Origin of the sequence: Microbacterium pasadenense, assembly GCF_047246565.1 — a bacterium.
Taxonomy (GTDB): Bacteria; Actinomycetota; Actinomycetes; order Actinomycetales; family Microbacteriaceae; genus Microbacterium.
Genome location: NZ_JBFOKN010000002.1, coordinates 717874 through 739083 on the forward strand (window position 1 = coordinate 717874; position 21210 = coordinate 739083).

General features: G+C 70.1%; 17 protein-coding genes and 1 pseudogene. 8 read left to right on the forward strand and 10 right to left on the reverse strand.

Annotated elements, in window-relative coordinates; genetic code table 11:
- Positions 1-9: 9 nt before the first annotated feature.
- Positions 10-2544, reverse strand: coding sequence for an Rne/Rng family ribonuclease (locus tag AB3M83_RS09625; protein ID WP_412947476.1), 2535 nt, complete (start codon positions 2542-2544; stop codon positions 10-12).
- A 297-nt stretch (positions 2545-2841) separates the two neighbouring features.
- On the opposite strand from AB3M83_RS09625, the gene AB3M83_RS09630 reads away from it, so the two are divergent.
- Positions 2842-3441 carry a vitamin K epoxide reductase family protein gene (locus AB3M83_RS09630; RefSeq protein ID WP_412947479.1) on the forward strand — a complete coding sequence of 200 codons (600 nt, stop codon included), beginning with the start codon at positions 2842-2844 and terminating at the stop codon, positions 3439-3441.
- A 95-nt stretch (positions 3442-3536) separates the two neighbouring features.
- Here the strand turns inward: AB3M83_RS09630 and ndk are convergent, their stop codons facing one another.
- The 4 genes from ndk to ileS are packed head-to-tail and all read right to left on the reverse strand — an operon-like array spanning position 3537 to position 9058.
- On the reverse strand, positions 3537-3953 hold the full coding sequence (ndk, locus tag AB3M83_RS09635) for a nucleoside-diphosphate kinase (protein WP_412947480.1): 417 nt from the start codon (positions 3951-3953) through the stop codon (positions 3537-3539).
- A gap of 1 nt (position 3954) precedes the next feature.
- On the reverse strand, positions 3955-4347 hold the full coding sequence (locus tag AB3M83_RS09640; RefSeq protein ID WP_412947482.1) for a DUF4233 domain-containing protein: 393 nt from the start codon (positions 4345-4347) through the stop codon (positions 3955-3957).
- Positions 4344-5696 (reverse strand): bifunctional folylpolyglutamate synthase/dihydrofolate synthase, encoded by a 1353-nt coding sequence (locus AB3M83_RS09645; protein WP_412947484.1) that lies wholly within the window; start codon positions 5694-5696, stop codon positions 4344-4346. The genes AB3M83_RS09640 and AB3M83_RS09645 overlap by 4 nt, the downstream gene beginning before the upstream one ends.
- On the reverse strand, positions 5693-9058 hold the full coding sequence (gene ileS / locus AB3M83_RS09650) for an isoleucine--tRNA ligase (protein WP_412947487.1): 3366 nt from the start codon (positions 9056-9058) through the stop codon (positions 5693-5695). Before ileS ends, AB3M83_RS09645 begins: the two co-directional genes overlap by 4 nt.
- A 221-nt stretch (positions 9059-9279) precedes the next feature.
- Here ileS and AB3M83_RS09655 point away from each other — a divergent pair, with 221 nt between their 5' ends.
- Positions 9280-9936: a hypothetical protein gene (locus tag AB3M83_RS09655; protein ID WP_412947489.1), complete on the forward strand. Its 657-nt coding sequence runs from the start codon at positions 9280-9282 to the stop codon at positions 9934-9936.
- A 26-nt stretch (positions 9937-9962) separates the two neighbouring features.
- On the opposite strand, the gene AB3M83_RS09660 is transcribed toward AB3M83_RS09655, so the two are convergent.
- Positions 9963-10388, reverse strand: coding sequence for an OsmC family protein (locus tag AB3M83_RS09660; protein WP_412947492.1), 426 nt, complete (start codon positions 10386-10388; stop codon positions 9963-9965).
- Between the two features lie 50 nt (positions 10389-10438).
- On the opposite strand from AB3M83_RS09660, the gene AB3M83_RS09665 reads away from it, so the two are divergent.
- The 6 genes from AB3M83_RS09665 to AB3M83_RS09690 all read left to right on the forward strand — a co-directional run bounded on the left by AB3M83_RS09665 (position 10439) and on the right by AB3M83_RS09690 (position 17830).
- Positions 10439-11200, forward strand: a complete 762-nt coding sequence (locus AB3M83_RS09665; RefSeq protein WP_412947494.1) for an ATP-binding cassette domain-containing protein — start codon at positions 10439-10441, stop codon at positions 11198-11200.
- Entirely contained in the window at positions 11197-11883 is a 687-nt protein-coding gene (locus AB3M83_RS09670) for a methionine ABC transporter permease (protein WP_412947497.1), read from the forward strand. The genes AB3M83_RS09665 and AB3M83_RS09670 overlap by 4 nt, the downstream gene beginning before the upstream one ends.
- A gap of 18 nt (positions 11884-11901) precedes the next feature.
- Complete coding sequence (locus AB3M83_RS09675; RefSeq protein WP_412947499.1) at positions 11902-12726, forward strand: MetQ/NlpA family ABC transporter substrate-binding protein; 825 nt, start codon at positions 11902-11904, stop codon at positions 12724-12726.
- 118 nt (positions 12727-12844) lie between these two features.
- Positions 12845-15421 carry a valine--tRNA ligase gene (gene valS, locus AB3M83_RS09680; protein ID WP_412947501.1) on the forward strand — a complete coding sequence of 859 codons (2577 nt, stop codon included), beginning with the start codon at positions 12845-12847 and terminating at the stop codon, positions 15419-15421.
- A 2-nt stretch (positions 15422-15423) separates the two neighbouring features.
- Positions 15424-15672, forward strand: coding sequence for a hypothetical protein (locus tag AB3M83_RS09685; protein ID WP_412947503.1), 249 nt, complete (start codon positions 15424-15426; stop codon positions 15670-15672).
- Between the two features lie 103 nt (positions 15673-15775).
- Positions 15776-17830: a M3 family metallopeptidase gene (locus AB3M83_RS09690; RefSeq protein WP_412947505.1), complete on the forward strand. Its 2055-nt coding sequence runs from the start codon at positions 15776-15778 to the stop codon at positions 17828-17830.
- Between the two features lie 7 nt (positions 17831-17837).
- On the opposite strand, the gene AB3M83_RS09695 is transcribed toward AB3M83_RS09690, so the two are convergent.
- From AB3M83_RS09695 to AB3M83_RS09710, 4 genes and pseudogenes are all read right to left on the reverse strand, one after another.
- Positions 17838-18395: a dihydrofolate reductase family protein gene (locus AB3M83_RS09695; RefSeq protein ID WP_412947507.1), complete on the reverse strand. Its 558-nt coding sequence runs from the start codon at positions 18393-18395 to the stop codon at positions 17838-17840.
- A 74-nt stretch (positions 18396-18469) separates the two neighbouring features.
- Positions 18470-19738: an ATP-dependent Clp protease ATP-binding subunit ClpX gene (gene clpX / locus AB3M83_RS09700; RefSeq protein ID WP_412947509.1), complete on the reverse strand. Its 1269-nt coding sequence runs from the start codon at positions 19736-19738 to the stop codon at positions 18470-18472.
- Positions 19739-19878: 140 nt separating this feature from the next.
- The gene (locus AB3M83_RS09705; RefSeq protein ID WP_412947510.1) at positions 19879-20544 is read right to left on the reverse strand and encodes an ATP-dependent Clp protease proteolytic subunit; all 666 of its coding nucleotides are present in this window, start codon (positions 20542-20544) and stop codon (positions 19879-19881) included.
- A 23-nt stretch (positions 20545-20567) separates the two neighbouring features.
- Positions 20568-21164 (reverse strand): annotated as a pseudogene (locus AB3M83_RS09710) (ATP-dependent Clp protease proteolytic subunit); the annotation flags it as partial.
- Between the last annotated feature and the right edge of the window lie 46 nt (positions 21165-21210).

Consider the following 21210-nt stretch of genomic DNA (forward strand, 5'->3'; position numbering starts at 1 on the left):
CGATGGGGCTCAGGCCTCGTCGGGCGTGGTCGAGACCGGAGTGCCGGTCAGCGCGGCCGTGCTGACCCGGCGGCGCGCCCGGCCCTGACCGGGCGCCTTGGGCTCGGGAAGAGCCTCGAGGACCGAGTCCAGCAGCCGATCGGCGTCGCTCTTGGGCGCGGCATCCGCCTTCTTCTTCCGCGGGCGCTTCGCCCGCTCGGGGCGCTCCGCGCGCTCCACCGGAGCCGCAGCGGGCTCGGGGACCTCGTCGACGGCCTCCTCGCCCTGGGCCTGAATGGTGGACGCGGCGATCTGCGCGAGCGCGGACTTGACGCCCTCGGTGATGACGTGGGTCCCGCCGGTCGCCGGGCCGGCCGCGTTCCCGCCGGAGCCGCCGGCGGACGGACCGGAGCCGCCACCCGAACGGGAGCGCCGGTTGGAGGATCCGCCGCCGTTGCCCGCGCCGCCGTTGCCGGAACGATGCTTCACGACGGGGTCGTGGTGCACGATGACACCGCGTCCGGCGCAGACCTCGCACGCCTCGCTGAAGGTCTCCAGCAGGCCGAGACCGAGCTTCTTACGGGTCATCTGCACGAGGCCGAGCGAGGTGACCTCGGCCACCTGGTGCTTCGTGCGGTCACGGCTCAGGCATTCGACGAGGCGTCGCAGCACGAGGTCGCGGTTGGACTCGAGCACCATGTCGATGAAGTCCACCACGATGATGCCGCCGATGTCGCGCAGTCGCAGCTGGCGCACGATCTCCTCGGCCGCCTCGAGGTTGTTCTTGGTGACCGTCTCCTCGAGGTTTCCGCCGGTGCCGACGAACTTCCCGGTGTTGACGTCGACCACGGTCATGGCCTCGGTGCGGTCGATCACGAGCGAACCGCCCGAGGGCAGCCACACCTTGCGGTCCAGCGCCTTCTCGATCTGCTCCGTCACGCGGAACTCGTCGAACGGATCGCGCTCGCCCTCGTACTTCTCGACGCGCTCGAGCAGGTCGGGGGCGACGCCCGTCAGGTAAGACGTGATCGTCTGGTACGCCTCGTCGCCCTGGATGAGCATCTTCGTGAAGTCCTCGTTGAAGACGTCACGGACGATCTTGACGAGCAGGTCGGGCTCGGAGTGCAGCAGCGCGGGCGCCTGGCCGCTCTCGGTCTGCGTGCTGATGTGCTCCCACTGCGCGGTGAGGCGCTGGACGTCGCGCGTCAGCTGCTCCTCGGTCGCGCCTTCGGCCGCGGTGCGGACGATGACGCCCGAGGACTCGGGCAGCACCTCCTTGAGGATCTTCTTCAGACGCGCACGTTCGGTGTCGGGCAGCTTCCGGGAGATGCCGTTCATGGCTCCGCCGGGCACGTACACGAGGTACCGGCCCGGGAGCGAGATCTGGCTCGTGAGGCGCGCACCCTTGTGGCCGACCGGGTCCTTCGTGACCTGCACGAGCACGCGGTCGCCGCTCTTGAGCGCCAGTTCGATGCGGCGCGGCTGGTTGCCGGTCTCGACGGCATCCCAGTCGACCTCGCCGGAGTACAGCACGGCGTTGCGGCCGCGGCCGATGTCGACGAAGGCGGCCTCCATGCTGGGGAGCACGTTCTGCACCCGGCCGAGGTACACGTTGCCGATCAGCGACGCATCCTGGTTGCGGGCGACGTAGTGCTCGACGAGGACGTCGTCCTCGAGGACCGCGATCTGGATGCGGCCGCTCTTCGAGCGGACGATCATGTCGCGGTCGACGGACTCGCGGCGCGCGAGGAACTCGGCCTCGGTGACGACGGGACGTCGGCGCCCGGCCTCGCGACCGTCACGCCGGCGCTGCTTCTTCGCCTCGAGACGCGTCGAGCCCTTGATCCGCTGCGGCTCGGTGATCACCTCGACGGCACGGCGACGCGGCGCCGGCTCCTCGGCAGGCTCGCCGTTGCCGCCGCGGCGGCGGTTGCGGCGGCGCGAGCTCGATCCGGACTCGGATGCGGCGTCGTCCGAGTCATCGCGGTCGTCGCGATCGTTCCGGTCGGCACGGTCGCCCGGGCGGGCCGGCAGCGGCGTGACCTCGGGAGCGTAGAAGTGCAGCGCCGTGGAGACCGTCGAGACGAACTCCTCGGGCAGCAGGCCCAGGCTCACGGCGGTCGGGATGGCCGGCTCGGTCGAAGCCCCGGCCACGGCGGAGTCCTCGGGCTTCGACGGCTGCCCGGGCTCGGCCGGCTGCGCGGCGTCGGAGCCCTCAGGCTCGGCCCGCTGTCCGGCGGCCGACTGCTCGGCGGCCGGCTGCTCGGGCTCGGCCGGCTGCTCGGGCTCGGCCGGCTGCTCGGGCTCCGCCGACTGCTCAGGCTCGGCCGGCTGCTCGGGCTCCGCCGGCTGCTCGGCCGCCGGCGAGTCGCCGGTCGCCGCGTCGGCCGCGGGTGCCGCATCCGCGTCAGCCGAAGGGGCGTCAGGGGCGTCAGGGGCGGAGGTGTCGACGGACGCCTCACGCTCGGGCGCTTCGGTCGCCCCGTCGGACCTCGGATCCGGGACGGATCCGCTCGAAGCCTCATCCTGGGTGTCTGCTGCTGATTCGGTGTTGTCGTCGGCCATCACTGGCTTACTCCTAGCCGACGGCTCCGCGCGCCGTCTGGCGAAACTCTGGCGGCGCCGCTCCGGTCTCGGAGGAGCCGCGAACTCATTCGGTATGCAGCTGGTTCCCGCTCTCTGCGCGGGGGTCGTGCTGCGCGGGCGGTCATCGCCCGAAGTCTTCTGGTGACACCCGGGCGGCGCGGCCGCGCGGACATCGACCACCATTATCTCACTAACGCGCCGAAACCGTGACTCGCCACCCATTTCCACGGTCGCGGCGCTCCGGCCGGCATCAGCGGCGGTGCGATAATCAGCCCCATGACGACCCGGCAGCACCCGCCCCGATCGCCCGTCCTCGCCGTGTGGCTCATCGTCGCCGGCATCATCGGATGGTTCGCCGCCTTCGAGCTGACCCTCGAGCGGCTGAAGCTGCTCGCCGACCCGAACGCGACGGCCGCATGCGACATCAGCCTGCTCGTGCAGTGCGGCGCGAACCTGCAGTCACCGCAGGGATCGGTCTTCGGCTTCCCCAACCCGATCCTCGGACTGACGGCATGGATGGCACCGGTCGTCGTGGGCGCGGCCCTGTTGGCGGGCGCCCGCTTCGCACGCTGGTTCTGGCTCGTGTTCGGGCTCGGGGTCACCGCCGCGCTCGGCTTCGTGATCTGGCTCATCTCGCAGAGCATCTACGTGCTCGGCACACTCTGCCCCTGGTGCATGGTGACGTGGTCGGTGACGATCCCCACGTTCTTCGCCGTCGCCGTCCATCTCCTGCGGATCGGCGCACTGGGCCGGTCGGACCGCGTGCGGCGCATCGGCGACGCCCTCGCGCCGTGGGTGCCCCTGATGGCGATCCTCGCCTTCGCCGTGGTCGGTCTGCTCGCCCAGCTCCGCCTGAACTGGATCGCGGAGTTCTGATCCGGGGCATCCGTCCGCCGCTGCGGGCACGCCCGCACACGACCAAGCGCCCGGCGGAAGCCATTCCGCCGGGCGCTGCGTCGTCGTGAAAAAGCTCAGTCGAACCAGATGGTCAGCTCGCGGGCCGCGGATTCGGCGCTGTCACTGCCGTGCACGAGGTTCTGCTGCACCGCGAGGCCCCAATCACGGCCGAAGTCACCACGGATCGTGCCGGGTGCCGCGGTCGTCGGGTCGGTGGTGCCGGCGAGCGAGCGGAAGCCCTCGATGACGCGGTTGCCCGCGAGACGGATGGCGACCGACGGTCCCGACATCATGAAATCGAGCAGCGGCTCGTAGAACGGCTTGCCGGCGTGCTCGGCATAGTGCTCCTCGAGGCGCGCGCGGTCGGGTTCCACCAGGCGGAGGTCGACGAGGGCGTAGCCCTTCGCCTCGATCCGGGCGAGGATCACCCCGGTGAGTCCACGGGCGACGCCGTCGGGCTTGACGAGGACGAGGGTCTGTTCGGTGGCCATGTCAGTCTCCGTTTCTTTCCGCCTGCGCGGCGAGCGAGGCATTGCGCTCATCGAGAGCGCCGCCCTTGATCGTCGCATACACGTACAGCGCGCCGAAAACGGCGGCGGCGATCAGCAGGGCGGGCACGAAGAACGCTCCGAGCGCCAGGACCACCTGCAGCACGGCACCGAGGTACACCGCCCAGCGGTGCCGCAGCAGTCCCGAGGTCGCCAGCATGACGACGGCCAGCGCTCCGCCCGCGACGATGCCCCACCAGTCGTCGATCCCGGCGGGCAGGGCCTTCAGCCCGTAGGCGACGAGCCCTCCCAGGAAGACGACGATCGACTCGGATGCCAATACGACCGACAGCAGCGACTCCTGCGCGCCGCGCCGCCGGCGGACCCGGCTGCTCATGCCTCGTACCCGGCCTTCCAGTCCTCGGCCGCCGCGAGCATGACCGCTTCACCGGCGAGCACGACGCTGCCGGCGATGATGACGGCGCGGCGCTCGGATGCCGCAGCCCACGCCCGCGCGGCCTCGGATGCCTGCCCGAGGTCGTGATGCACCGTCACCGGCGTGCCCGCCTGCTCGGCCAGGTCGGCCACGGTGTCGGGGTCGGCCGCCCGATCGGACTCCGGCGCGGTCGCGAACACGTGCGCCGCGGCGGGGGCCAGCGTGCCGACGATCCCGGCGATGTCCTTGTCCTCGAAGGCGCCGAGGACGAGCCCCCACTCATCGAAGTCGAACGAGTCGCTCAGCGCCGTCACGAGGGCGCGGGCACCGTGCGGGTTGTGCGCGCTGTCGACGAGGACCGTCGGGGCGACGCCCACCAGCTGCAGTCGGCCGGGCGAGGTGGCGCCGGCGAGTCCGTCGGCGAGGACGTCGCCCGCAAGGGTCTGCCTGGCTCCCCCGATGAGCGACTCCACCGCAGCGATCGCGAGCGCCGCATTGTGGCCCTGGTGGGCGCCGTACAGCGGCAGGTACAGCTCCTCGTAGGTGCCCGCGAGCCCGCGGACCGTGACCAGCTGGCCGCCGACGGCGAGCTTCTGCTCGAGCAGCCCGAACTGCTCCCCCTCGGTCGCCAGCGTCGCCTCACGTCGCCGTGCGGCCTCCGTCAGCACGGCCGCGGCCGCCGGGTCCTGCTGCGCGGAGACGACGGCGGCGGACTGCTTGATGATCCCGGCCTTGACGCGGGCGATCTCCGCGATCGTGCTGCCGAGCCGGTCGGCGTGGTCGATGTCGATCGGCGCGATGACCGCGACGTCGCCATCGGCGGTGTTCGTGGAATCCCACTCCCCGCCCATCCCGACTTCGACGACGGCGACGTCGACGGGGGCGTCCGCGAACGCGACGAACGCGAGCACGGTGAGCAGCTCGAAGAAGGTGAGGGCGGCCTCGCCCTTCGCCTCGAGCTCGGCGTCGACGAGAGCGACGATCGGCGCGATCTCCTCCCAGGCGTCGGCGATCGCGGCGTCCGCGATGGGCTCGCCGTCGACCATGACCCGCTCCGTGAAGCGCTCGAGGTGGGGACTCGTGAACAGGCCCGTCCGCAGTCCGTGAGCACGCACGATCGACTCGATGATGCGACTCGTCGACGTCTTGCCGTTCGTCCCGGTGACGTGGATCACCCGGTAGGTGCGCTGCGGGTCGCCCAGCAGGTCGAGGGCCCGCCGGGTGCGGTCGACGCGGGGTTCGACCCACCGCTCGCCCTGGCGCTCCAGCAGCGCCGCGTAGACGGCATCCGCTCGCGTGCGGTCGTTCATGAGGTCGCTCCGATCCGGCGAACGCCGACCGTGAAGCCGCCGGCGTTGGCGTAGGTCCCGGCGGGGACGGTCCCGGTGTGCTCCGGTGCCGAGCGGAGCGCCTCGCCCCGCACGGTGACGCCGGCCGACGTCGCGACGAGGGCGGCGACGGCGAGGGTCTCCCCTGCCACGTCGGCGAGGTCGAAGGCGGATGCCACGGCCTCGGCATCCGCGTCGACGTCGAACGTGAGCTGGAGCGCGATGCGGTCGCTCACGTCGAATCCGGCCGCCTTCCGGGCGTCCTGCACGGCGCGGATCACGTCGCGTGCCAGCCCCTCGGCCTCGAGCTCCGGCGTGGTCGTGGTGTCGAGCAGCACGAAGCCGCCGGCGGGCAGCAGCGCGATGGCGGTGCCCTCGGCCACGCCGCCCGCCTCGAGGGTCAGGTCGTACTCCCCCGGTTCGAGCGCGATGCCGTCGACGACGACGACGCCGTCCTCTTCCGTCCACAGGCCCGCCTTGGCGCCCTTGATGACGTGCTGCACCTGCTTCCCCAGCCGCGGACCCGCGGCCCGGGCGTTCACGGCGAGCCGTGGGGTGATCCCGTACTGCTCGGCGAGCCCCTCGCTGAGCTCGACGAGCTCGACGCCCTTGACGTTGAGCTCATCGCGGAGGATCTCCTCGAACTGGGCGAGGGATGCCGTGTCGGCGACCGCCACGGTGAGCGCCGCGAGCGGCAGCCGCACGCGCTTGCCCTCCTTCTTGCGCAGCGCGTTGGCCACCGACGACACCTCGCGGACGGTGTCCATGGCCTGGCGGATGTCCGATGCGGGCGCGAACGCCGACGCGTCGGGCCAGTCCTGCAGGTGCACGCTGCGCTCGCCGGTCAGGCCCTGCCAGATGCGCTCGGCCACGAGCGGGATGAGCGGGGCGGCGACGCGGGTGACCGTCTCGAGGACCGTGTACAGGGTGTCGAACGCCTCGGTGGTGGCCGGGTCGGCGGCATCCACCCCCACCCAGAACCGGTCGCGCGAGCGACGCACGTACCAGTTGGTCAGCGCCTCGCCGAAGTCGCGGAGCTTCGCCGCGGCCATCGTCGAGTCGAGTGCGTCGAGATCGGCGGCCACACCGCGGACGAGGTCGCCCGTCAGCGCGAGGATGTACCGGTCGAGCACGTTCGTCGAGTCGGTGCGCCACCGCGCCTCGTAGCCGGTGCCCTCGGGACCGCCGGCGGCGTTCGCGTACGTCGAGAAGAAGTACCAGGTGTTCCACAGCGGCAGCAGGAACTCGCGGACGCCGGCGCGGATGCCCTCCTCCGTGACGACCAGGTTCCCGCCGCGCAGGACCGAAGAGCTCATGAGGAACCAGCGCATCGCGTCGGAGCCGTCGCGATCGAACACCTCGCTCACGTCCGGATAGTTGCGCAGCGACTTCGACATCTTCTGCCCGTCGCTGCCGAGGACGATGCCGTGGCAGGCGACGCCGGCGAAGGCGGGCCGGTCGAACAGCGCTCCGGAGAGGACGTGCATGACGTAGAACCAGCCGCGCGTCTGTCCGATGTACTCGACGATGAAGTCGGCGGGGGCGTGCTCGTCGAACCAGTCGCGGTTCTCGAACGGGTAATGCACCTGTGCGTACGGCATGGAGCCCGAGTCGAACCAGACGTCGAAGACGTCCTCGATGCGACGCATCGTGGAGCGCCCGGTGGGGTCGTCCGGATTGGGCCGGGTCAGCTCGTCGATGAACGGGCGGTGCAGATCGACCTCTCCCGCCTCGTTGATGGGGAGCCGGCCGAAGTCGCGCTCGATGTCCGCCAGGGAGCCGTAGACGTCGACGCGGGGGTGTTCGGGATCGTCGCTCTTCCAGACCGGGATCGGCGAGCCCCAGAAGCGGTTGCGGCTGATCGACCAGTCGCGCGCGCCCTCGAGCCACTTGCCGAACTGGCCGTGCTTGACGTTCTCGGGCGCCCAGGTGATCCGGTCGTTCAGCTCGACGAGGCGGTCCTTGATCGACGTGACGCTCACGAACCAGCTCGAGACCGCCTTGTAGATCAGCGGGTTCCGGCAGCGCCAGCAGTGCGGGTACGAGTGCTCGTAGCTCGCCTCGCGCAGCAGTCGGCCCTCGGCGCTGAGCAGACGGATGAGAGGGCGGTTCGCGTCGAGCCAGAGCTCGCCGGCGACATCGGTGACCTGCGGCAGGAACCGGCCGCCGTCGTCCAGGCTCATGATGAGGGGGATGCCGGCGGCTGCGGTGATCCGCTGGTCGTCCTCACCGTAGGCGGGAGCCTGGTGGACGATGCCGGTGCCGTCGCTCGTGGTGACGTAGTCGTCGACGAGGACGCGCCACGCGGTGTGCGTGCCCCAGGTCTCCTCGTCCGCGTAGTAGTCGAAGAGACGGTCGTAGTGGACGTCCGCCAGCTCGGATCCCGGGATGGTCCGCTCGACCGCCGCACGGGCCGCGTCGGCGGACTCGTAGCCGAGGTCCTTCGCGTAGTTGCCGACCAGGTCGACGGCGAGCAGGTAGCGGTGCGACTCCCCCTCGAGGGCGTCCTCGTGGACGTCGGCGGCGCCCGCCGGTCCGCCGGGCAGAACGGCATAGGCGATGTCGGGCCCCACGGCGAGCGCGACGTTGGTCGGGAGCGTCCACGGGGTCGTCGTCCACGCGAGCGCGCGGACCGCGGTGAGCCCCAGCGACTCGGCCTTCGCGCCGACGAGCGGGAACGTCACCGTGACCGACGGGTCCTGCCGCATCTTGTAGACGTCGTCGTCCATGCGCAGCTCGTGGTTGGACAGCGGGGTCTCGTCGCGCCAGCAGTACGGCAGGACGCGGTGGCCCTCGTACGCCAGGCCCTTGTCCCAGAGCGTCGCGAACGCCCACAGGACCGACTCCATGTAGCCGGTGTCGAGCGTCTTGTAGCCCCGCTCGAAATCGACCCAGCGCGCCTGACGGGTGACGTAGTCCTCCCATTCATGGGTGTACGCCAGGACCGAGGACCGGGCCTTCGCGTTGAACGCGTCGATGCCCATCTCCTCGATCTGGCTCTTCTCCGTGATGCCGAGCTGCTTCATCGCCTCGAGTTCGGCCGGCAGGCCGTGCGTGTCCCAGCCGAACACCCGGTCGACCTTCTTGCCGCGCATGGTCTGGAAGCGCGGGAACAGGTCCTTCGCGTACCCGGTGAGCAGGTGGCCGTAGTGCGGCAGGCCGTTGGCGAACGGCGGGCCGTCGTAGAACACCCACTCGTCGGCGCCCTCGCGCTGCTCGATCGAGGCGCGGAACGTGCCGTCCTGCTCCCAGAACGCGAGGACGTCGCGCTCGACGTCGGGGAAGCTCGGGCTCGGCACGACGGAGGCCGCGGGGCCGAAGGCGGAAGATCGGGGGTAAGTCATGGTGCTCCTGCAGGTCGTCTCCTGCGAGGACGATCTGACGACCGCGGTACCACCCCGCTTGGTGCGACCCGTGGGAACGGCGCACCCTCTCATCTGCGGCTGTCACGGGCCTGCCCCGCTCGGGTCTACTGGGCGGCGGACCGCTGTTCTTCCGAGAGCTCCCCGGTGATGACCGGATCGGTGCTGATGACCCCATCATACCGGCGCTCTAGGCTGACGTCATGGCCCGCGCGCGCATCCATCCCCACCCGCCCCGGATGGCCGCTCCCGATCTGCCGCCCGATCTCGAGCCGGGCGAGCTGACCCGCTCCGGCGACATCACCGGCGCGCGCGTCCACCTCGCCGGCGGGCGGACGGATGCGGGGCACTCGCGCATCAGCGAGTGCACGATCACCGCGGCGTCCGTGGACCGGCTCGATCTCACCGGCGCGACCGTCTCGGATGTGTACCTCGAGCAGCCCGTCGCGACCGAGGTGATCGCCCGTGATGCGACCTGGCGCACCGTGATCGTGCGCGGCGGGAGGATCGGAAGCCTCGACCTCTCCCGCGGGCGCTGGGACGCCGTCCTCCTCGAGGGCGTGCGCATCGACTACCTCTCGGCGGGCTCGGCGACCCTCCGGGACGTGCAGGTGACGGACTGCCGGATCACGGCGTGGGACGCCCCCGGCGCGCGGATCGAGCGGCTCGCCTTCTCCGCGACGCGCGTGGACGAGTTCGACACCCGCGAGATGCAGGCGGTCGACCTCGATCTGCGCGGGCTCGACGCGCTGTCGTTCACCGATGTCCGTGCGCTCCGCGGCGCGACGATGTCCGGCGCGCAGGCCGCGGAGCACGCGACCTCGTTCGCCGCCGCACTGGGGATCGACGTCCGGGGCTGACCCGCGATGCGCGTCGCGCGCGGCGGTCAGGCCGCGTCGGCATCCCGCCACGGCTCGGTGCGCACCGCGACGGTCGAGGACCCCTGCAGCAGCCGCGAGACCGGGCACCGCGCGTGCGCCTGCTCGGCGAGCGCGGTGACGGATGCCGCGTCCTGTCCCTCCGCCGAGACGAAGGCGGTCACGACGAATTCGTAGCCGCCGCGGTCCGGCGCGTCCTGCATCTCGACCTCGACCCGCACCGCCGTCCGGTGCCGGCGCCGAGCGACCGCCTGAGCGGTGGCGTTCAGACAGGTGGCCCACGCCAGCGCCAGCAGCTGCTCGGGGTTGCTGGCGGTGGTGTCGAAGTCCGGGTCGAGCGGGTTCGCGACGCGGACCTCGAGGCCTCCCGGCACCCGGCTGATCCCCGCGCCGCCGTCGTCGTTGATCGCCGCCGTCCGGTACCTCGTGCTCATCCCGCCAGTATAGTTGTACTTCGTCCAACAACTCCCGACCGAGGTTCCCTGTGCCTTCTTCCGCCCCTGCGCCGGCCCAGCTCTCCGCCGCCGGCGTGGTGTACCCGAACGGAGTCCGAGCGCTCAGCGACGTCGACCTGACCGTGCGTCCCGGTGAGATCCTCGGCGTGATCGGCGAGAGCGGCGCGGGCAAGAGCACCCTCCTCGGCCTGCTCACCGGCGAGGTGGCCGCGACGACCGGGACGGTGGAGGTGCTCGGCGAGCGCGTCTCCGGTCTCGACCGGTCGGGACGTCGGACGCTCCGCCGTCAGATCGGCGTCGTCTTCCAGGGGGTCCATCTGCTCGGGAACCGCACCGTCCGGCAGAACGTCGCCGTTCCGCTGCGGCTACGCCCCGGCCGCCGCTCGGACCGTGCGGCCCACGCCGCCGCGGTCGATGAGATGCTCCGCTTCGTGGGGCTCACCGAGCGTGCGGACGCATACCCGGCCCAGCTCAGCGGCGGACAGCGCCAGCGCGTCGGGATCGCCCGAGCCCTCGTCACCCGCCCGCGGCTGCTCGTCTGCGACGAGCCGACATCCTCTCTCGACGCCACGACGACCGAGGGCGTGCTCGATCTGCTCCGAGACGCCCGCGACCGCCTCGGCACCACGGTCGTCGTCGTCACCCATGACCTCGCGGTCGTGCGCGCCGTGTGCGACCGGGTCGCGCTGTTCGAGGAGGGCGTGCTGCGCGAGACGCTGACCGTGGGCCCTCCCGCCGACGGCGAGCGCGGCTCCTATCTCGAGCGCGCCCGGCGGGAGCTGGGGGCATGAACGACGGCTTCCTGGATCCCCTCCTCGCGACCCTCGGCGACCGCGGAGACGACCTGGTCGAGAGCCTCGCGGAGACGGGCTACATGCTCGGGGTGTCGCTGACCGCCGCCGTCGTGCTCGGGCTCCCCCTCGGCATGGCGGTGTACCTGACCGCGCGTGGTGGCATCGCGCACAACCGCGTCGTCTGGACGGCGGGGAACCTGTTCATCAACGTCGTCCGCTCCTTCCCCTTCCTGCTCCTCGTCGTCTTCCTCATCCCCGTCACCCGCGCCATCTACGGCACGACGTTCGGCACCCCCGCCGCGACCTTCTCGCTGTGCGTCGTCGCCGTCGCGATCTACGCGCGGCTGGTCGAGCAGATCCTTCGAGAGATCAGTCCCGGCATCCCGCGCGTCGCGCAGACGCTGGGCGCCACGCTTCCGCAGACCGTGCTGCGGTTCCTGCTGCCCGAAGCCGTGCCCGGACTCGTCTACGCGCTCACGTCGGCGACCATCAGCCTGCTGTCGTACTCGACCGTGCTGGGTGTCGTCGGCGGCGGCGGGGTGGGCGACTTCGCCCTCCGGTACGGCTACCAGGAGTACGACTACCCCCTCATGTACTTCACGATCCTGGTGATCCTCATCGCCGTGCTCGTGATCCAGTCCATCGGCCACCGCCTGTCGGTGCGCCTGGACCACCGCTGACCCCCACCAAGGAGCATCATGTCCCGTCATCCCGCCGTCCGTCCCGCCCTCGCCGCGCTCACCCTCGGCGCCCTCGTCGCCGTGTCAGGCTGCGCCGCCGCCGGGGGCGATGCGCCCACCGGCGACGCCGAGACGGTCACCCTCCGCGTCGGAGCCGTCACGTCGCCCATGACCGACATCGTCGAGGCGGCGGCGGACGAGGTCGCCGACGGCTACGAGATCGAACTCGTCGAGGTCAGCGACTACGTAACGATCAACAACATGCTGGCCGCCGGCGACATCGACGCGAACTTCTCCCAGCACGAGCCCTACATGACCGAGTTCAACGAGAAGAACGACGCGTCGCTCGTCGCGGTCCAGCCGGTCTACAACTTCGTGATCGCGTTCTATTCGAAGGTCCTGGACAGCATCGACGACCTCGGCGACGGCGACACGGTCGCGATCCCGAACGACTCGTCCAACACCGGCCGCGCCCTGAAGCTGCTCGCCGACGAGGGCGTGATCACCCTCGACGAAGGCGTCGACCCCTATGCCGCGACGGTGGACGACATCGCCGACAACCCGAAGGACCTCGAGTTCCTGCAGGTCGAGATCGCCCAGCTCAACACCGCGTACGACGAGGCCGAGCTCGTGTTCCAGTGGCCCTCGCACATCTCGGCACTCGGCCTCACCCCGCAGGACGACGGCCTGATCACCGAGCTCGACGACCGCTTCGCCCTGCAGGTCGTCGTTCCCGAATCCGAGTCCGGATCCGACGCGACGGCAGCGCTCACCGAGGCGTTCACGAGCGACGCCGTGCGCGCGATCATCGACGACAACGAGACGATCGAAGCGGCTTTCTGAGGTGCACCGGTCCGTCGGGGCCGCCTCCCGGGAAACGGCGAGGCGGCCCCGATAGACTGGCGGGGATCCACACTCAGGCACGCTCACACAGTGCCGCACATATCGCTCGAGGAGCACCATGACGAACGCGCAGATCCCGGACAAGCCCGCTCTGGAGGGCCTCGAGCAGAAGTGGGACCGGAACTGGTCCGCAGCCGGCACCTACCTGTTCGACCGCGACGCCGCCACGGCGAAGGGCCGCGCGGGCGTGTTCTCCGTCGACACTCCCCCGCCCACGGCATCCGGATCCCTGCACATCGGCCACGTGTTCAGCTACACCCACACCGATGTGAAGGTGCGCTTCGAGCGCATGAGCGGCAAGACGGTCTTCTACCCGATGGGCTGGGACGACAACGGCCTGCCCACCGAGCGCCGCGTGCAGAACTACTACGGGGTGCGCTGCGACACGTCCCTGCCCTACGACCCCGACTTCACGCCGCCGTTCCGCGGCGACGCGAAGAGCCTGAAGCCCGCCGATCAGGTGCCGATCAGCCGGCGGAACTTCATCGCGCTGTGCGAGGAGCTCACCCTCGAGGACGAGAAGCAGTTCGAGGACCTCTTCCGCAAGCTCGGCCTCTCCGTCGACTGGACGCAGACCTATCGCACGATCTCGGATGACACCATCCGCACCAGCCAGCTCGCCTTCCTGCGCAACCTCGAGCGCGGCGAGGCCTACCAGGCCATGGCGCCCACGCTGTGGGACATCGACTTCCGCTCGGCCATCGCGCAGGCGGAGCTCGAGGACCGCGACCAGCAGGCGTCCTATCACCGGGTCGCCTTCGCCAAGACGGACGGCTCGGGCGACATCCACATCGAGACCACGCGTCCCGAGCTCCTCCCCGCCTGCGTGGCCCTCGTCGCGAACCCCGACGACGAGCGCTACCAGCCTTACTTCGGCAAGACGGTCCGGACCCCGCTCTTCGACGTCGAGGTCCCCGTCCTCGCGCACCCGCTCGCACAGCAGGACAAGGGCACCGGGATCGCGATGATCTGCACCTTCGGCGACGTGACCGACATCATCTGGTGGCGCGAGCTGGACCTGCCCAACCGCACGATCCTGGGCAAGGACGGCCGCGTGCTCGCGGATGCTCCCGATGCCATCGAGACGGATACCGCCAGGGCGGCCTACGCGGAGCTCGCCGGCAAGACCGTGTTCAGCGCCAAGAAGCGCGTCGTGGAGCTGCTCGGCGAATCGGGCGCGCTGCTCGAGGTGTCGAAGCCCTTCACCCACCCGGTGAAGTTCTACGAGAAGGGCGACCGACCGCTCGAGATCGTCTCGACGCGCCAGTGGTACCTCCGCAACGGCGCGCGCGATGCAGAGCTGCGCGACAAGCTCATCGAGATGGGCCGCGGCATGGGGTGGCATCCCGACTTCATGCGCGTCCGCTACGAGAACTGGACCAACGGCCTCACCGGCGACTGGCTCGTCTCGCGCCAGCGCTTCTTCGGCGTGCCGATCCCGGTCTGGTACGCGCTCGACGAGAACGGCGAACGCGACTACGACCGCGTGCTCACCCCCGACGTGTCGCGGCTGCCCGTCGACCCCACCACCGACGTGCCCGACGGCTACACGGAGGACCAGCGCGGCGTCCCCGGTGGCTTCGACGCCGAGAAGGACATTTTCGACACCTGGGCCACCTCGTCCCTCACGCCGCAGCTGGCCGGCGGCTGGCAGCGGGACGATGAGCTGTGGGACCTCGTCGCCCCGTTCGACGTGCGCCCGCAGGGCCAGGACATCATCCGCACCTGGCTCTTCTCCACGATGGTGCGCTCCGTGCTGGAGGACGGCCGGGCGCCGTGGACGGATGCCGCCATCTCCGGCTTCATCGTCGACCCCGACCGCAAGAAGATGTCGAAGTCCAAGGGCAACGTCGTCACCCCTGCGGACATCCTCGACGCCCACGGCACCGACGCGGTCCGGTACTGGGCCGCCTCGAGCCGCCTGGGCGCCGACGCGGCGTTCGACCCGCAGAACCCGACGCAGGTGAAGATCGGCCGCCGACTCGCGATCAAGGTCCTCAACGCGGCGAAGTTCGTGCTGTCGTTCCCGGTGCCGTCGGGGGCCCGGGTGACCCGCACTCTCGACGCGTCGATGCTCGCGACCCTCGATCACGTCGTCCGCGACGCGACGAAGGCCTTCGAGTCGTTCGACCACGCCCGCGCCTTGGAGATCACCGAGGCGTTCTTCTGGACCTTCTGCGACGACTACCTCGAGCTCGTGAAGGAGCGCGCATACGACCGGTCCGATGCCGGGCAGGCTTCGGCGGCTCTCGCGCTGCGCCTGGCACTGTCGACGCTGCTGCGCCTGCTGGCGCCCATCCTGTCCTTCGCGGCCGAGGAGGCGTGGTCCTGGTTCGAGGACGGCTCCGTCCACACCGCGTCCTGGCCCGAGCCTCTGGGCATCGAAGGCGACCCGGCTGTGCTCCGCACCGTCGGCGAGGCCCTGATCGCCGTCCGCCGCGCGAAGACCGAGGCGAAGGCGTCCCAGAAGACCGCGGTCTCCTCGCTCACGATCTCCGGCCCGGCCGAGGCGATCGCCGCCGTCCGCTCCGCCGAAGGCGACCTCGCCGCGGTCGGACGCATCGCGGATGTCTCGTACGCCGACGGCGACGCACTCACCGTGACCGATATCGTCCTCGCCCCTCAGGAGGTCTGACCATGCAGCTCGGCACTCGATGGACCAGCGGCGACGCGCCGCCCGCAGCGGTGCCCGCGGACCTGCACGAGCAGATCGCGGCCGTGGACGCCACCGTCCCGTCGGACGGGCTCGGCCAGCCGCGCCCGCGATGGACCCTGACGTGGCTCGAGGGTCGGCCGGTCGCCGAGCTCGACACCGGCGTGGTCGTGCGCCGAGAGGCCGACGGCCGGGTCGTCGTCGGGCACCTGGACGACGACGGCCTCAGCTGACGGCTCCGCCGCACGGCACAGCGCCCCCTTCCCGCCGGGCAGTGTGCGCTCCGTGCGCGCATGTCGTGCCCGTGGCGAGGACGGCGGCGCCTAGGCTGGGTCGATGACGGATGCTGCCAACCCGCTGATGACGCCCTCGCCCCTGCCGTTCGAGCTCCCGGACTACCCGCGGATCCGCCCGGAGCACTACCTGCCTGCCTTCCGCCGCGCATTCGACGAGCAGCTGGCCGAGATCGCGGCCATCACCGCGCAGGACGAGCCCGCCACGTTCGAGAACACCCTCCTTCCGCTGGAGCGATCCGGCGACCTGCTGGGTCGCGTCGCCCGCACGTTCTACACGGTCGCCTCCGCGGACGCGACGCCCGAGATCCAGGAGATCGACGAGACCCTCGCACCGCTGATGTCGGCGCATCAGGATGCGGTCCAGTTGGACGCACAGCTCTACGCGCGGATCGCCGCCGTCCACGAAGGACTCGACTCCGCCGACCTGACAGCGGAGCAGCGGTACCTCGTCGAGCGTCACCACCGCGAGATGACGAACGCCGGAGCGGGGCTGGACTCCACCGAGAAGACCATCCTGTCCGAGCTCAACCAGCGGCTGTCCGTCCTCAGCTCGACGTTCGAGAAGAACCTGCTCTCCGACACCAACGAGCTCGCCGTCGTCTTCGACGACGTCGCGGAGCTCGACGGCCTCACCGAGGGTGAGCTGTCCGCGGCGGCGCAGAACGCCGCCGATCGCGGGCTCGACGGCCGGTTCGTCGTCACCCTGACTCTCTTCACCGGCCACCCCTACCTCTCCACCCTGACGAACAGGGACAGCCGACGGCGGCTGATGGAGGCATCGCGTTCGCGCGGCCGGCGAGGCAACGGGTTCGACAACCGCGAGGTGCTCACCGAGATCGTCCGGCTGCGCGCCGAGCGCGCCCGGGTCCTCGGCCACGACTCCCACGCGGCGTACATCACCGCCGATCAGACCGCGGGGTCACCGGAGGCCGTGCACGATCTCCTGCGGCGGCTGGCAGAGCCCGCCGCCGCCAACGCACGCCGTGAGCAGGAGGCGCTGCAGGAGATCATCGATGCCGCAGGCTCGGGGTTCGCCCTCGAGGCCCACGACTGGGCCTTCTACACCGAGAAGGTGCGCGCGGCCCGGTACGACCTCGATCGAACCGCACTCCGGCCCTGGTTCGAAGCGGAGCGCGTGCTCGTCGACGGCGTCTTCCGCGCCGCCGGCGCTCTCTACGGGCTCAGCTTCGCCGAGCGGCCCGACATCCCGGCGTACCATCCCGAAGCGCGCGTGTTCGAGGTGACGAACGAGGACGGCTCCCACCTCGGGCTGTACATCCTCGACCTGTACACCCGCGACACGAAGCGCGGCGGCGCCTGGATGAACTCGATCGCCTCGCAGTCGGTGCTGCGCGGCACGTCCCCCATCGTCGTCAACAACCTGAACGTCCCCCAGCCGGCGCCGGGAAAGCCCACGCTGCTCACCCTCGACGAGGTCACCACGCTCTTCCACGAGTTCGGCCACGCACTGCACGGCTTGTTCGCGACCGTCACGTACCCGCACTTCGCCGGCACCGCCGTCTTCCGCGACTTCGTCGAGTTCCCCAGCCAGGTGAACGAGATGTGGATCTTCTGGCCGGAGATCCTCGCCTCGTACGCCCGCCACCACGAGACGGACGCACCGCTGCCGACCGAGGTGGTCGAGAGGCTGCGCGCCTCCGAAGCCTTCAACCAGGGGTTCGCCACGAGCGAGTACCTCGCCGCATCGTGGCTGGATCAGGCCTGGCACAGCCTGGACGCCGAGGGCGCGGCGTCGGAGATCGACGTGCCCGCGTTCGAGGCGATGGCGCTGGCCGACATCGGTCTGGACAACCCGGTCGTCCCGACCCGCTACTCCTCGACGTACTTCGCGCACGTCTTCTCGGGTGGGTACAGCGCCGGGTACTACTCGTACATCTGGAGCGAGGTGCTCGACGCGGACACCGTCGAGTGGTTCCGCGAGAACGGCGGCCTGGCACGCGAGAACGGTGAGCGCTTCCGGACCCGCCTGCTGGCCGTCGGCGGGTCGAAGGATCCGCTCGAGGCGTACCGCGACTTCCGCGGACGCGACGCTCGCATCGAGCCGCTGCTCGAGCGCCGAGGGCTCGCCGGCTGACCGAGCCTCAGGCCGCCGTGACGGCGTACACCAGGCGCGCGAACTGACCGACCGCCTCCGCCGACACGAGGCGGAGGCGGTCGGAGTCGACCCGGCGCGGCAGCAGCGGAGCCCCGCCGCCGAGCAGGACCGGGGCGACCGAGACGGCGATCTCGTCGAGCGCGTCGATGTCGAGGAACTGGCCCGCGAGGTCGCCCCCGCCGACCACCCAGATGTCGCCGTCCCCCGCAGCCTCCCGGAGGTCCGGCAGGATGTCGGCCACGGCTCCGGAGACGAACCTGATGTCGGCGCCTGCCGGTGCCGGGAGGTCGCGGGTCGTGAAGACGAAGGTCGGACGATCGCCGTGGAACTCGCGCCATCGTTCGGGGTGCGCCAGGATGTCGCTCTCCGCGAGCACCCATTCGTACGTCGTCGATCCCTCGACGAGCACCGTCGCCGCGGCAGGCAGCAGTGACTCGTCCGGCGTGTCGCCGTTGTCCACGTCGAACAGCCAGGTCAGCGAGTTCTGCTCGTCCGCGATGTAGCCGTCGAGCGAGGTGGCGGTGTCGAAGAGGATGCGTCCCATACCGGGACCCTAGGTCTCCCGTCCGACATCCCGACGCGAGGCTCTGCAGCGCCGGTCGAGAGGATCCTGCGGCGTCAGGCGCTCTTGCGCTTCTGGCGCAGGACGAGCGTCGGCGGGGCGCCGTCGGTGACGGCGGTGCGGGTGACGATCACCTTGTCCACGTCGTCCGCCGACGGGATGTCGAACATGATCGGGCCGAGCACGTCCTCGAGGATGGCGCGCAGCCCGCGGGCGCCGGTCTTGCGGGCGACCGCGAGATCGGCGATGGCGCGGAGCGCTTCCTCCTCGAACTCGAGTTCGACACCGTCGAGCTCGAACATGCGCTGGTACTGCTTGACGAACGCGTTCTTCGGTCCGGTGAGGATCTCGACCAGCGCGTCCTGGTCGAGGGGCGACACCGTGGTGACCACGGGCAGGCGGCCGATGAACTCGGGGATGAGGCCGAACTTGTGGAGGTCCTCCGGCAGCACGTCGCGGAAGACGTCGAGCTCCTGCTCCTTGTCCTGCAGGGGGGCGCCGAAGCCGACACCGTGCTTGCCGACGCGCGAGGAGATGATGTCCTCGAGGCCGGCGAAGGCGCCCGCCACGATGAACAGCACGTTCGTGGTGTCGATCTGGATGAACTCCTGGTGCGGATGCTTGCGGCCGCCCTGCGGAGGGACCGAGGCGACGGTCCCCTCGAGGATCTTCAGCAGCGCCTGCTGCACGCCCTCGCCGGACACGTCTCGCGTGATCGAGGGGTTCTCGGCCTTGCGCGCGATCTTGTCGACCTCGTCGATGTAGATGATGCCGGTCTCGGCGCGCTTGACGTCGAAGTCCGCAGCCTGCAGCAGCTTGAGCAGGATGTTCTCGACGTCCTCGCCGACGTAGCCGGCTTCGGTGAGCGCCGTGGCATCCGCGACGGCGAACGGCACGTTGAGCCGCTTCGCGAGGGTCTGGGCGAGGTACGTCTTGCCGCAGCCGGTCGGCCCGAGGAGCAGGATGTTGCTCTTCGCGATCTCGACCTCGTCGGCGCGCTGCTCGGCGGACTGGAGCGTGCCGCGTGCCCGGACGCGCTTGTAGTGGTTGTAGACCGCGACGGCGAGGGCCCGCTTGGCGGGGTCCTGTCCGACCACGTACTCCTCGAGGAAGCTGAAGATCTCGCGCGGCTTGGGCAGATCGAAATCGGTGACCTCGCCGTCGCCGGATTCTGCCATGCGCTCTTCGATGATCTCGTTGCACAGCTCGACGCATTCGTCGCAGATGTACACCCCGGGACCGGCGATGAGCTGCTGCACCTGCTTCTGGCTCTTGCCGCAGAAGGAGCACTTGAACAGGTCGGCGCTCTCACCGATGCGTGCCATGTGGCTCCCCCTCGCCGTTTCGTGCTGGTGACTTCGAGCCTAATCCCAGATCCCGACACGCGCTGGATTGCGACGGGAGTGTGGGCGCGGCCCGTGGAACACCGGTGCCCCGCCGGTATCGACGGGGCACCGGTCAGGCGTCAGGACGTGATCGCGGCAGGCGTCCGCTTGCGGGAGGTCAGGACCTGATCGACGATCCCGTAGTCCAGCGCTTCGTGCGCCGAGAGAATCTTGTCGCGGTCGATGTCCTTGTTGACCTGCTCCACCGTGCGATTGGTGTGCTTCGCCATCGTCTCCTCGAGCCAGGTCCGCATGCGGAGGATCTCCGCAGCCTGGATCTCGATGTCGGATGCCTGTCCGTGGCCGGCTTCGCCGACAGCGGGCTGGTGCATCAGGATGCGGGCGTTCGGCAGCGCGAGGCGCTTTCCGGGCGCACCCGCCGCGAGCAGCACGGACGCCGCGGAGGCGGCCTGGCCGAGCACGACCGTGGACACCTGAGGCGAGATGTACTGCATCGTGTCGTAGATGGCCGTCATCGCGGTGAACGAGCCACCGGGCGAGTTGATGTACATGATGATGTCACGGTCGGGGTCCATGGACTCCAGGACGAGCAGCTGCGCCATCACGTCGTCGGCCGACGCGTCGTCGACCTGCACGCCGAGGAAGATCACGCGGTCCTCGAAGAGCTTGTTGTACGGGTCCTGACGCTTGTAGCCGTAGGCCGTCCGCTCCTCGAACTGCGGGAGGATGTAGCGGCTCGACGGCATGGCGATGCCCTGCGGGCGACCGAAAGTCGGGGTGTTCATCTGTGTCGTCATCCTTCGATCGCTCAGTTCTCGGTTCCGCCGCCACCGACGACGTCGGTCGCCGACTCGCGGATGTGGTCCACGAATCCGTACTCGAGGGCCTCGTCGGCGGTGAACCAGCGGTCGCGGTCACCATCGGCGTTGACCTGCTCGACCGACTTGCCGGTCTGCGCCGCCGTGATCTCGGCGAGGCGTCGCTTCATGTCGAGGATGAGCTGCGCCTGCGTCTGGATGTCGCTCGACGTGCCGCCGAAACCGCCGTGCGGCTGGTGCAGCAGGACGCGGGCGTTCGGCGTGATGTACCGCTTGCCCTTGGTGCCGCTGGTCAGCAGGAGCTGGCCCATCGAGGCCGCCATGCCGATGCCGACGGTGACGATGTCGTTGGGGACGAACTGCATCGTGTCGTAGATCGCCATGCCCGCGGTGATCGATCCGCCGGGCGAGTTGATGTAGAGGTAGATGTCCTTCTCGGAATCCTCCGCCGCCAGCAGCAGGATCTTCGCGCAGATCTCGTTCGCGTTCTCGTCGCGCACCTCCGAACCGAGCCAGATGATGCGGTCTTTCAGCAACCGGTCGAAGACACTGGTTGCCATAAGGGGTTCAGCCATGGATGTTCTCCTGGATTCGTGTTCGTGATTCGAATCTAGCGGCGCGAAATCAGCGTCT